At 60.6% G+C, this 11983-nt stretch carries 14 protein-coding genes, 1 tRNA gene and 1 pseudogene; 9 read left to right on the forward strand and 7 right to left on the reverse strand.

What is annotated here, in order from left to right; genetic code table 11:
* From EN749_RS19860 to EN749_RS19875, 4 genes and pseudogenes are all read left to right on the forward strand, one after another.
* Nucleotides 1–494: cytochrome c oxidase subunit 3 (locus EN749_RS19860; RefSeq protein WP_128363774.1), on the forward strand; the 494-nt coding region annotated here is incomplete at its 5' end.
* Nucleotides 495–506: 12 nt separating this feature from the next.
* Nucleotides 507–1229, forward strand: a complete 723-nt coding sequence (locus tag EN749_RS19865) for a heme-copper oxidase subunit III family protein (RefSeq protein ID WP_127379816.1) — start codon at nucleotides 507–509, stop codon at nucleotides 1227–1229.
* 9 nt (nucleotides 1230–1238) lie between these two features.
* A complete protein-coding gene (locus tag EN749_RS19870; protein WP_127379815.1) occupies nucleotides 1239–1640 on the forward strand; it encodes a cytochrome C oxidase subunit IV family protein in 402 nt (133 codons plus the stop codon).
* 177 nt (nucleotides 1641–1817) lie between these two features.
* A pseudogene (locus tag EN749_RS19875) lies at nucleotides 1818–2292 on the forward strand (aminoacyl-tRNA deacylase).
* Nucleotides 2293–2341: 49 nt separating this feature from the next.
* Here the strand turns inward: EN749_RS19875 and EN749_RS19880 are convergent.
* The 5 genes from EN749_RS19880 to tig all read right to left on the reverse strand — a co-directional run bounded on the left by EN749_RS19880 (nucleotide 2342) and on the right by tig (nucleotide 7323).
* A complete protein-coding gene (locus tag EN749_RS19880) occupies nucleotides 2342–3154 on the reverse strand; it encodes a DUF2189 domain-containing protein (protein ID WP_127379813.1) in 813 nt (270 codons plus the stop codon).
* A gap of 336 nt (nucleotides 3155–3490) precedes the next feature.
* Complete coding sequence (cyoE, locus tag EN749_RS19885) at nucleotides 3491–4462, reverse strand: heme o synthase (protein WP_127396522.1); 972 nt, start codon at nucleotides 4460–4462, stop codon at nucleotides 3491–3493.
* Nucleotides 4463–4599: 137 nt separating this feature from the next.
* Nucleotides 4600–4980: a cytochrome c family protein gene (locus EN749_RS19890; RefSeq protein WP_127323209.1), complete on the reverse strand. Its 381-nt coding sequence runs from the start codon at nucleotides 4978–4980 to the stop codon at nucleotides 4600–4602.
* 192 nt (nucleotides 4981–5172) lie between these two features.
* Nucleotides 5173–5697 (reverse strand): hypothetical protein, encoded by a 525-nt coding sequence (locus EN749_RS19895; protein WP_128363775.1) that lies wholly within the window; start codon nucleotides 5695–5697, stop codon nucleotides 5173–5175.
* A gap of 159 nt (nucleotides 5698–5856) precedes the next feature.
* On the reverse strand, nucleotides 5857–7323 hold the full coding sequence (gene tig, locus EN749_RS19900; protein WP_128363776.1) for a trigger factor: 1467 nt from the start codon (nucleotides 7321–7323) through the stop codon (nucleotides 5857–5859).
* 375 nt (nucleotides 7324–7698) lie between these two features.
* Between tig and EN749_RS19905 the strand changes: the two genes are divergently transcribed.
* Nucleotides 7699–7783: transfer RNA gene (locus tag EN749_RS19905), tRNA-Leu, on the forward strand.
* Nucleotides 7784–7873: 90 nt separating this feature from the next.
* Here the strand turns inward: EN749_RS19905 and EN749_RS19910 are convergent.
* Nucleotides 7874–8452: an NUDIX domain-containing protein gene (locus EN749_RS19910; protein WP_127379810.1), complete on the reverse strand. Its 579-nt coding sequence runs from the start codon at nucleotides 8450–8452 to the stop codon at nucleotides 7874–7876.
* Between the two features lie 224 nt (nucleotides 8453–8676).
* On the opposite strand from EN749_RS19910, the gene EN749_RS19915 reads away from it, so the two are divergent.
* The 3 genes from EN749_RS19915 (at nucleotide 8677) to EN749_RS19925 (ending at nucleotide 10575) form a co-directional block, all read left to right on the forward strand.
* Nucleotides 8677–9780 carry an NADH:flavin oxidoreductase/NADH oxidase gene (locus EN749_RS19915; protein WP_128363777.1) on the forward strand — a complete coding sequence of 368 codons (1104 nt, stop codon included), beginning with the start codon at nucleotides 8677–8679 and terminating at the stop codon, nucleotides 9778–9780.
* Nucleotides 9781–10026: 246 nt separating this feature from the next.
* Nucleotides 10027–10305 (forward strand): DUF982 domain-containing protein, encoded by a 279-nt coding sequence (locus EN749_RS19920; RefSeq protein WP_013532012.1) that lies wholly within the window; start codon nucleotides 10027–10029, stop codon nucleotides 10303–10305.
* A gap of 30 nt (nucleotides 10306–10335) precedes the next feature.
* Nucleotides 10336–10575 carry a DUF2188 domain-containing protein gene (locus EN749_RS19925; protein WP_127399068.1) on the forward strand — a complete coding sequence of 80 codons (240 nt, stop codon included), beginning with the start codon at nucleotides 10336–10338 and terminating at the stop codon, nucleotides 10573–10575.
* 153 nt (nucleotides 10576–10728) lie between these two features.
* Here the strand turns inward: EN749_RS19925 and EN749_RS19930 are convergent, their stop codons facing one another.
* A complete protein-coding gene (locus EN749_RS19930; protein WP_127810585.1) occupies nucleotides 10729–11010 on the reverse strand; it encodes a hypothetical protein in 282 nt (93 codons plus the stop codon).
* 321 nt (nucleotides 11011–11331) lie between these two features.
* Between EN749_RS19930 and EN749_RS19935 the strand changes: the two genes are divergently transcribed.
* A partial coding sequence (locus EN749_RS19935; RefSeq protein ID WP_145990951.1) for a competence/damage-inducible protein A occupies nucleotides 11332–11983 on the forward strand: 652 nt, incomplete at its 3' end.

Below are 11983 nucleotides of genomic sequence, written 5' to 3' on the forward strand. Positions count from 1 at the left end.
ACTTCATGCGCATGGCGCTGTCGGACTGGCAGCCGCTGCCGCTGCCGCGCCTGCTCTGGCTCAACACCGGCGTGCTGGTGCTCAGCAGCGTCGCGCTGCAATGCGCCTCGGCCGCCGCGCGCAAGCGGCAGAGCGATATGGTCAGACTCGGCCTCGCCACAGCCGGGCTCACGGCGCTTGCCTTCCTGGTCGGGCAGTTGGTGGCATGGCGGCAGTTGGCCGAAGACGGCTATCTGCTGAGCTCCAATCCGGCCAACAGCTTCTTCTACCTAATCACCGGCATGCATGGCCTGCACATACTCGGCGGGCTGGTCGGTCTCGGCAGAACGACTGCCGGCGCCTGGAATGGAGCGCGGCCGGAACGGCTTCGCCTCGGCGTCGAGCTGTGCGCCATGTACTGGCATTTCCTGCTTTTCGTCTGGCTCGCCATATTCGCCCTGCTTGCCGGCTGGGGCGCTACGTTCATAGACATTTGCCGACAATTGCTGACCTAAGGGATCAAGCGGATGTCCGAGACTACAATGACGCATATCAGCCAAACGACGCCCCGGCCAGCGGGTTGGCAAGGCATTGCCGCCGACTGGTCCTCGGATCAGCGGGCGTTCAAGAACGTGTCATGGGGGAAGGCCATGATGTGGATCTTCCTGCTCAGCGACACCTTCATCTTCGGCTGTTTCCTGCTCTCCTACATGACCGCGCGTATTTCGACGCGCGTGCCGTGGCCCAACCCGAGCGAGGTCTTTGCGCTGCACATAGGCGGCTCGAATGTTCCGCTAATCCTGATCGCCATCATGACCTTCGTGCTGATCTCGAGCAGCGGCACGATGGCCATGGCGGTCAATTTCGGCTATCGCCGCGACCGCCGGAAGACGGCAATTCTGATGCTTCTGACCGCGGCACTCGGCGCGACCTTTGTCGGCATGCAAGCCTTCGAATGGACCAAGCTGATCACTGAGGGGGTGCGGCCCTGGGGCAACCCCTGGGGCGCCGCACAATTCGGTTCGTCTTTCTTCATGATCACCGGTTTCCACGGCACCCATGTGACGATCGGGGTAATCTTCCTGCTCATCGTGGCGCGCAAGGTCTGGCGCGGAGACTACGACACCGGACGGCGCGGCTTCTTCACCAGCCGCAGGGGTCACTACGAGAGCGTCGAGATCATGGGGCTCTACTGGCACTTCGTCGACCTGGTCTGGGTGTTCATTTTCGCTTTCTTCTATCTTTGGTGAGAGGCAGATATGGCTGAAGCAACCGCAAACGGCCTCGGACAACACGGACTTGGCGCTGGTCACGCCCATGAAGCTCGGACGGCTGCCCCCCATGCCGAGGTCCATCAGGAACACCCGATCAAACTCTATCTGGTGGTCTGGGCATGGCTGTTCATCCTAAGCGCCTGTTCCTACATGGTCGATTATTTCGGCCTCCACGGCTATCTCAGATGGTCGCTGATCCTGATCTTCATGATGCTCAAGGCGGGCCTGATCGTCGCCTTCTTCATGCACATGGCTTGGGAGCGGCTGGCGCTGACCTATGCGATCATCCTGCCGCCGATACTGGTGCTTGTGTTCGTGGCAATGATGGTCTTCGAAGCGGATTACACGCTTTTCACCCGGTTGGTGTTTTTCGGAGACGGGCCCTGAATCAAGAGCTGGGTGAGATCCAGCTGCCCCGACTTCAGTTGTGCGACGATGCTGCTTGCCGTTCGGTTGCCTTGAAACAACGGGCGGCTGGTCCATTTTCCAGATATCGGAAGCGACATCGGCAGAATGACTTCTCTCGTTCTACGCGCGTCGCGAAGTCTGGCAAGGGAGGCCAAGATGACGATCGCAAACAGATTAAGGGATTTCATCGACGGCAAGGGAATTTCCTACGACACCGTCGCCCATCATCGCACTTCAACAAGCCGGCAGTCGGCAATAGCCGCGCATGTGCCCGGCAGCATCCTGGCGAAATCCGTGGTCGTTCACCACGAGCTTGGCTATACGCTGGCCGTGGTTCCGAGCACCCACAGGATCGAACTTGGCAGGTTGCAAGATGTCATGGACAAGCGTCTCGGACTCGCCTCCGAAGACGAGGTGGTTTCGCTCTTCGATGATTGCGACACCGGCGCCATTCCGCCGATCGGCGCTGCCTATGATGTACGCGGTGATTGTCAAAGAAAGCCTCGCCGATGCCGCCGACGTCTACTTCGAAGGCGGCGACCATAGAACGCTGGTGCATGTCAGTGGCGCGGATTTCCGTAACCTGATCATGTGCGCACACCAGGCTCGCTTCAGTCACCCGGCTTACTGACAGTTTCGATCAGAACCGCCCCCTCGCCTGTGCGGCGAGGAGACTTTGCTCAAACCGCCGGCCTTGCGGGCGGCTCCACGACCTTGCGGTAGACATGCCAGGTGGCGTGACCGAGGATCGGCAACACGACAGCCAGCCCGACGAACACCGGCAGCGAGCCGATAATCAGGGCGACGGCGACGATCAGGCCCCACACGGCCATGGTGATCGGGTTCGCCAGCACCACACGCACCGAGGTGTGGATGGCTTCGTAGGCGCCGACGTCCCGGTCGAGCAACAATGGGAAGGCGACGACCGTTGTGCACAACACCACCACAGCGAAGACCAAGCCTATGGCGTGCCCCAGGATAATCAGCGTCCAGCCACGTCCGGTGGCAAATATTTCATTGATGAAGCCGGATATCGATTCAGGCGGAGCCGGGCCGAAAAGGTATTGGTAGAACATCTGCGCGGTCAAAAGCCAGGTGATGAAGATTGCAAACAGCATGATGCCGACCGCGGCAATGGCCGGCAGCGCCGGAGAATTCCTGACCTCGAAAGCATGCCTCCAGGAGGAGTCCACGCCGGCTTCCCGTCTGCGGCTGATTTCATAGAGGCCTATCGCCGCGAATGGGCCAATCAAGGCGAAACCGGAGACCAGCGGAAACAGCAACGGCAACGCATTGGCGCCCGAAGTCCAGGCGGCGAGCACGACACCCACGAGCGGATAGATCAGACAGAGAAAAACGATATGTGACGGTTTGACCATGAAATCGTCGACGCCCCGCCTGAGCGCGTCGAAAAGGTCGGAAACACCGATTTTTCGAATTTTGGTATGTTCCAGCGTCTCGCTGGCGCCTGCTATCACATGAAAGCTAGCCATGACCATTCCTCCAGACCAGGTCCGGTAAGGTCGCGGCTTCGCGGTGCTGCCGTTTGCGTGGCCACGCAAAACCGCGACCTGCACCGCAATCAACATACTCTCTTGCCAGAGACTTGTCGCCCTTTGTCAGAAGGGTCCCGGCGGTTCGGCTAGCTCTGGTGGTCTTTTTTCGATATTCTCAGTTCAAAGGTGAAGGTCATGGATGGAAGGACGCTTCTCATACTCGGCCTCGGCGTGGTCGCCCTGCTGATCCTGGGATTCTGTGCGATTCCTTCGTGATGTTCGAGCCGATTCTGGTCCGCAACGCCTTCAATTCGGCAGTACAGACTGGCTGCCTCATCCGACCAGTATTCCGTTAACAGCGGTCTTGCCGTCAACTCCAGTTGACGTGGACGCTCGCATCGCGATCGTATCGGCAAGCAGTATGGCAAAGATCGCGAAAAGATAGAAAATCGAGAAGGCAAACAGCGCCTTTGCAGGCTTCATCTCCTCTTCGGGAGCGATCAGGACCTTCCAGGCGTGCCAGATGAAACCCGCGCCCAATGCAGTCGAAACAATTCCATAGAACCCACTCGCGAATCCGAACGCCCAGGGCAGCACGCCGATTGGCGCCAGGAGCAGCGAATAGGCGAATATCTGTTTTCTGGTCGAGGCCAAGCCAACCACGTTCGGCATCATCGGGATACCCGCAGCGGCGTAGTCGCCGACCTTGAACAGCGCGAGTGCCCAGAAATGCGGCGGCGTCCACAGAAAGATGATCAGAAACAGGATGAAGCTTTCAACGCCGATCGCGCCAGTGGCGGCCGCCCAGCCGATGACAGGAGGAAGGGCACCCGCCGCGCCGCCGATGACGATGTTCTGCGGCGTCGAGCGCTTCAGCCACATCGTATAGATGACAATGTAGAAGAAGATGGTGAAGGCCAGCAGCGATGCGGCAAGCCAGCCCACCAGCACGCCGAGCGTGATGACCGAAAGTGCGGAAAGCACCAGGCCGAAGCCGAGGGCTTCACCCGGCGTGACGCGGCCTGAGGGAACCGGCCGCTTTGATGTGCGCGACATCAGCGCGTCGATGTCGGCGTCGTACCACATGTTGAGAGCCCCGGCCGCTCCTGCTCCGATCGCAATCGCACCGATTGCAATCACGGCGATGACCGGATTCATCGCACCGGGCGCCGCCATCAGGCCAACGAACGCAGTGAATACAGCAAGCGCCATGACCCGCGGCTTTAAAAGCGCGAAGAAATCACCCGCAGTCGCTTCCGAGAGGCGGATGTCGGTATCCTTGAGGCGGTTTTCCCTAGTCGACATCTCTGATGGAAGCACCTGGGCCATGATCCGAACTAAAGGCGCGAGCGAAAACTGAAAACCGGTCTTTGCTTACGCTGCCCTAGTTCGGATAAGATCACAGTAAAACAAGAGGTTAAACGCAGGACGGAGGTGTCAGGTCACTTGGAGAACGTTTTCAGATAGGCAATGACGTTGGCCACGTCCGCATCGTTCTTGAGGCCGGCAAACGCCATCTTGGACCCTTTTACCATGGCCTTGGGATCGTGAAGATAGGTCGTCAGTGTTGATTCATCCCATTTGAGGCCGGATTTGCCGGCCGCAATCATGGCATCGGAATATTTGAAATCTGGATGCGTCCCCGCGGTGCGGCCGATGACGCCGTGCAGCGATGGACCGATCTTGTTCTTGTCCTCCTCCACGATGTGGCAGGCCTTGCATTTGGCGAAGACCTTCTCGCCAGCAGCAGCATCCTGAGCCTGCGATGGACCGGCGACGAAGGTTGCAACAGAGATGACGGCGAAAAACGCGACTAAGCGCATGACTTTCCTCCCTGATCGTCAAATGTGCCCGAGACGATCCGCGCGTGCCGATCACACCAGCAATAGGCCTTGCACGGCGGAACAGATTATCCGCTTCTCCCCCCAAATGGAATTACGGCACCTATATACCACAGAGTCTGGCCGGCGGGTAGAAGAGGTCGACCGTACAAGGTTTAGGTGGCCTACAGTGGCTCAAGGTACATCCGTGTTGCAGCTGCCGGCTACCTGATTGACCGCTTCGCCGAACCCGGCGAGGTCGAAATCGGCCTCGCCGCGCCCCGCCAGCAGCCCGAACCGCCACGAAAGCTGGAGCCGGTTCGCGGCGACAAGGCGCCTGATGCCGTCGGCTCCATCGCGCACCAGCATCCGGCCGCGCGGCCCGACCGACCAGCTTTCATCGAACTTGCTCTCCTGATCGACCGTGATCGACATGGTGATCTTGCGGCTGGCCGAAACAGCGTCGTTCAGTTGCAGCCATTCAGTCCAATGCGGCTCGCCGTTTGCCCGGCAGGCAATCGTCAGGATCGGGCTGTAGCTCAAGGCACCGCCGCCGGTGATCAGCTTGTTGGTGGCATAGAGCGAGGCCGTGACGAGGCCGTCTTCACTCGTGCCGAAGCGCCAGTTGTCAGACACCGTGCCGGCCTGGGCAATGCCGCAGACCGAGACAAGGACCAGCGCGATTGCCGAAGCGTGTTCCAATTCGACGAACAGTCTCAACACGCCCTCCAACAACCAAGCGGCTTGCAATAGAAGCGCAGATAATGATCAAAGCTAGTCGCCACAGGCCGCCGCTCGCGAAGCATGGCGGCTGTTGCAGTTTGGCAACGAAAAAGGCCGCCTCGAGGGCGGCCTTCCTGTTTCAGCGGAGCGCTGGTGTTATTCGGCGGCCTTCTTCTTCGGCGCGACCTTCTTCTTGGGCTCTTCCGCGTCGTCGGCCTTCTTGGCGTCGGCCTTCTTGGCGGCGGCTTTCTTCGCCGGCTTCGCCTTGACGGAGGTCTCGTCCTCTTCGTCGTCGGCCATCAGCTCTTCCTTGCTGACCTTGACGTCGGTGACCGAAATCTGACCGAGCAGATGGTCGACCACTTTTTCCTCGAACATCGGCGCCCGCAGCGTGTTCAACGCTTCCGGGTTGTTGCGGTAGAACTCGAAGACTTCCTGCTGCTGGTTGCCCGGATAGCGGCGCACCTGCTCGAACAGGCCGCGCTGCAGCTCTTCGTCCGATACGGTCACGCCGGCCTTCTCGCCGATTTCAGCCAACACAAGGCCGAGGCGCACGCGGCGCTCGGCAAGCCGCAGATACTCGGCACGCGCCTCTTCTTCCGTCGTCTCTTCGTCGGCGAAGGTGCGTCCGGCTGCTTCCAGGTCACGATTGACCTGCGCCCAGATGTTGTTGAACTCGGCGTCGACGAGCTTCGACGGCGCCTCGAACGAATAAGCCGCGTCGAGCTGGTCGAGCAGCTGGCGCTTGACCTTCTGGCGCGTCATGGCGCCGAACTGGTTCTCGATCTGGCCGCGTACGACGTCGCGCAAGCGCTCCAGCGACTCCAGGCCGAGGTTCTTGGCGGTCTCGTCGTTGATTTCCAGCGCGCCGGGCTGGGACACTTCCTTGACGGTGACGTCGAAGGTCGCTTCCTTGCCGGCAAGATGCGCGGCCTGGTAGTTCTCCGGGAAAGTCACGGTGACCTGCTTTTCGTCACCGGCCTTGGCGCCGACCAGCTGATCCTCGAAGCCAGGGATGAATTCCTTCGAACCCAACACCAGCGGCTGATCGGTGCCCGCGCCGCCATTGAAGGCTTCGCCGTCGATCTTGCCGACATAGTCGATGGTGACGCGGTCGCCATTGGCGGCCTTGCCGGTCTTCGGCTCGTAGCTGCGCGCCGATTCGGCAACACGCTGGACCTGCTCGTCGATCTCGGCATCAGGCACGTCGAACACCTGGCGTGTCACCTTGATGTCGGAAAAGTCCTTGATCTCGATTGCCGGGATGATCTCGTAGTTGAGGCGGAATTCGAAGTCGGCGCCGCCGGCCAGGATCTTCTCGGCTTCCTTCTCGTCCTCGGTCATGATGACTTCGGGCTGCATGGCAGCCTTTTCACCACGCCCGGTAATGATCGAACGGGTCGAATCGTTGAGGATTTCGTTGACCACTTCGGCCATGAACGACTTGCCGTAGACCTTGCGCAGGTGTTGCACCGGCACCTTGCCCGGGCGGAAGCCGTTGATGCGGACCTTGTTGCGGGCATCCGAAAGCCGCGCCATCAGCTTGGCTTCCATGTCACCGGCCGGCACGGTGATCTTGATCTCTCGCTTGAGACCGGAGTTGAGCGTTTCGGTGACCTGCATCGTAAAACCTTTGTTTTCACCAATGAGACTGCCACGGCCTCTGCCGTTCACAGCCTGCCGGTATATTCTTGCCGGGAATGGCTTTTGGTACGGAACCTGGCGATTTGACCGAAAACCCGGCTCAAACTCTCCCAAACTGCGTTCCAAAATGTGAATAAGTTCTTGTTTTTCCTACTTCTTATCACATTCTGCAGAAGCGGATCGTCGCGTCCCGTCACATTTGACACGCCTTTTGTCACAGGCGAGGCCAATTTTCAACAGTCTTCGCATCCCGGCGAATAACCAGCATTTGGACCTGACCACATCTTGTCCCTGACCTCTACATCTTGTCTCCGACATTGACAGAATGATGGCCACATGGGATTGCCGGTCCATGCGGATGTGGCGGAACTGGTAGACGCCCTGGATTTAGGTTCCAGTGCCGAAAGGCGTGGGGGTTCGAGTCCCTTCATCCGCACCACCCTTCGCTCTTCGAGCTTCGGGTGGCGGGCCACCCGAATAGATGAAGGAGTGTCCTCCCGAAGCCTTGGCTAAGGAGGACCGGCGCCGTTCAGGCGGCGATCGGGTTGAGCTTCAGATGCTGGATCAGGATAATGGTCTTCGCGTCGATGATGCGGCCGTCGGCGATGCCGGCCAGTGCCTCGTCGAGCGGCATTTCCAGAACCTCGATGTCCTCGCCCTCTTCTTGCGCGCCGCCGCCGGCCGAGATGCGGTCGGCGGGTGAATAGCGGGCGATGAAGAACCAGAGACGTTCCGTGACGCTGCCGGGGCTCATATAGGGCGAAAACAGCCGCTCGACGTTCTGCAGCCGGTAGCCGAGTTCTTCCTCCGCCTCCTTGCGGATGCAGGTTTCGGGATCGTTTTCGTCCAACAGGCCGGCACAGGCCTCGATCAGCGGCTCGCGGTGGCCGGTGACGTAGGCGGGATAGCGGAACTGACGCACCAGAAGCACGGTCGAACGCAAGGGGTCGTAAGGCAGGATCACCGCGCCATCGCCGCGATCATAGGTCTGGCGGATTTGCGTCTCCCACTGACCGTCGCGCCGGCGGTAGTCGAGAACGGTCTTCTTCAGGACGGCCCAGTCGTCGGAGAGGATTTCCTCCGAACGGACGCGAATACGATCTTCCATCGTGGTCTCCATGCAAAAGCGCGTCGCGCTTTATGCACCTGTTTTATGCATGTCGCTCTCCCAAACCGGGCCACTTTTGGGCGCCATGCATTGCCGAGGCGTATCCGCGAACCGGCATTTCGGCAATCCCGTCAGTGATTGGTCCAGAACCCCTTTCACCGCCTCGTGTCTGGCGCAGGCGCCATCGGTCGCCTAAATAGCTGCGAACCCTCCCGGAGTTTCTCATGACAGCGTCGCTTTTCCAGTCGATCACCCTCGACGGCCTCACTTTCCCCAACCGTATCGCCGTCGCGCCGATGTGCCAGTATTCCGCCGACGACGGCTCGGCCAGTGACTGGCATCTCCATCACTGGATGAACCTCGCAATGTCCGGCGCCGGCATGGTCACAGTCGAGATGACCGATGTCGAGCGGCGCGGGCGTATCACCCATGGCTGCCTCGGCCTTTATTCCGAAGACAATGAAGCCGCCGCCCGCCGCGCACTGGATGCCGCACGACGCGTCGCCGCACCCGGCACGAAATTCGGCTCCCAACTCGCCCATGCCGGCCGCAAGGCTTCGAACCGCAAGCCGTGGGAAGGCGGCGGGCCACTGCAGCCAAACGAGGATCCCTGGCAGACCGTCTCCGCCTCGGCCATCCCCTACGACACCGGTTGGAACGTGCCGCACGCACTGGAGGACGAGGAGATCCTGCAACTGATCGAGCGCTTCGCCGAAGCCGCAAGGCGGGCCGAACGCGCCGGCTTCGATTTCATCGAACTGCATGCCGCGCATGGCTACCTGGTCTTCCAGTTCCTGTCGCCCTTGTCCAACCAGCGCACGGACCGCTGGGGCGGCTCGCTGGAAAACCGCATGCGTCTTGTCGTCGAGATCGCCAAGGCGGTGCGCAAGGCTACGCCAAAGCTGATGCTCGGCGCGCGGCTGTCGGTGATGGATTGGGTCGATGGCGGCTTCGACGTAGCGGACGCGATCGAAGTGGCCAAGGCGCTCAAGGACGAGGGCGTTGCCTATCTCTGCTGCTCGAGCGGCGGCAATTCGCCGTTGCAGAAATTGCCCACCGGCCCTGGCTATCAGGTGCATCTGGCGGAAGCGGTGCGCAAGGGTGCTGATATTCCGACCCGCGCCGTCGGCCTGATCGACGACCCCAGGCAAGCCGAAGCGATCCTCACCGAGGGCCGCGCCGACATGGTGGCGCTGGCGCGAGCCTTCCTGGCTGATCCGCGCTGGGGATGGCGTGCGGCGGCGACATTCAGCGAAACGATCCACCCGGCGCCGCAGCTCGCCCGTTCGGTGACCACGATGCAACATTGGATGAAGGCGGTGGGCTGAACGGTCCGCGCTCCCGACACGCGCGCCCCTCCTGTCTCCAGACAGCTTGACGGTGCTTCGCTGCTATTCCGTCCGCAAGCTGTTGGCGTGAGTGGGCGTGGCTGGGCTTGGGAGGAAACCTGTTCAGGGCATTCTTGCCGGTTGCAGCGCTGGCCGCAGGTTAGAGCCTTCAAACAGCCTCTGAGACGTTTGGGCGCAGGCTGGCGGCCATGGTTGCAACCAAATTGGCTGCTTTGCGTTGCGGCCATGATGGACAACAAACCTTTTGAAGTGCCGGTCGTCGTCGAACTTGGCCACGTCGGCAAATATCGCCACATCCGCAGCGCCCAGGAGGCAGCGGAGTGCCTGATGACGGTGTGGCCGCTCAATCGCGGCCCGCGCCATCGTGATGCCCTCGACACTTGCCTCAAAGTGCTGGAAGGTTATCGTTCGACAGCAGATGCGCGCCGGGCGCTGATTGAAGCCGCCAAGGAATCGGAAGTGCTGGTGCCCGACGACAGACTGCCCGACGACCGGCTGCATTGAGCAGACGGACCTTTCAACCGGAGGTTTTCCATGGCGAAGCTGACTTACAAGATCGTCGAACATGACGGCGGCTGGGCCTACAAGGTCGGAGCGACCTTTTCCGAGACGTTTCCCACGCATCAGGACGCATTGCGTGCGGCCGAAATCGCCTCGGCCGAGCAGCAGGTCGCCGGAGCGACCGACGGCATCCAGTATGAGGACGCCGAAGGCAAATGGCACGACGAACTGGCCGACGGCCGCGACCGGCCGCAGACAGAAGTCTCAGATTAATTTATGCGGCTGATGTCGAGCGGCCAGGCAGGACGCCAGCCGCAGCCGTCCAAAGAGAGGACGGGCTAGCGGCCAGCCACGAGCCTTGCGGACTTGCTCTTGAAGATGGCCTTCCAGAAAATCGGTATCCGCTTTTCGGAAATCGCGTTCTGGCTATTTGCCGCAATACTGATCGTTGACGTTTTGCCCAGCGTTAGCGTCCGGGCCTGGCGTGTTGTGGGCACATGGGCCTATTGCGCCGGTGTTGCCTTGGGTGTTCAACCCGGAGCCGTCACGGATGCTTCCCGTGGTATAGGGGTCGACAGTTGTCTGGTCGTTGTTGCCGAACAGCCACCAATCACGATTGTTGGAGTACCTGTCGTCCAGTGACTGCGCCATCGCCGATGTTGCGAGACCGATCGTCAGAACAGATGCTGCGAGAATTTTTGTAACCATTGAATCACTCCGTATCTTAGCCGCCTTGGTGCGGCACTCACAAAACCCGGTAGTCAGCCGAATGGTTCCTTGAAATTGTCGTGAGGCTCGGGTGAGACCCTGACCAGCAAGCCGCCGGCCGGCGATGCGCTCGATGAATGCGGCGGTTCGCTCCGGGGCCACGAATTGCGGCATGTGCCCTATTCCTCGAACAGTTCGAACCTAGATCCTTGACGTCATCGGCTCGCCTTGGCGGCGCGAAGATGACATTGCGGCCACCGTCGCGCCGCGCTATCTCAGACCACTCGCCTTCCCAGGCCACTCGCCTTGCCGGAGCCTTCCATGCCTGAAATCGTGACCGCCGCCATGCTCGTCATTGGCGATGAGATTCTGTCCGGCCGAACCAAGGACAAGAACATCGGCCATCTCGCCGACATCATGACGGCGATCGGCATCGACCTGAAGGAAGTGCGTGTCGTCCCTGACGAGGAAGACGAGATCATCGCCGCGGTGAATGCCGTGCGCAGCCGTTACACCTATGTGTTCACCACCGGCGGCATCGGTCCGACGCATGACGACATCACGGCCGATTCCATATCCAAGGCTTTTGGCGTGCCTTGCGAATACGATGCCCGGGCCTATGCGATGCTGGAGGCAAGCTATGCCGCGCGTGGCATCGAATATACGCAGGCCCGCAAGCGCATGGCGCGGATGCCGCGCGGCGCCGATCTCATCGACAATCCGGTGTCGGTCGCACCTGGCTTCCGCATCGGCAACGTCCACGTCATGGCCGGCGTGCCATCGATTTTCCAGGCCATGCTCGACAATGTCGTGCCGACGCTGAAGGCCGGCACGAAGATGCTTTCGGCGACCGTGCCCTGCCCGTTCGGCGAAGGCCTCATCGGCGGGCCGTTGGGTGATATCCAGAAAGCGCATCCCGATACGATCATCGGCTCCTACCCGAAATATGGCGACGGCAAGTTCTGGACCGAAC

This window comes from Mesorhizobium sp. M7A.F.Ca.ET.027.02.1.1, assembly GCF_004022985.1.
GTDB lineage: Bacteria > Pseudomonadota > Alphaproteobacteria > Rhizobiales > Rhizobiaceae > Mesorhizobium.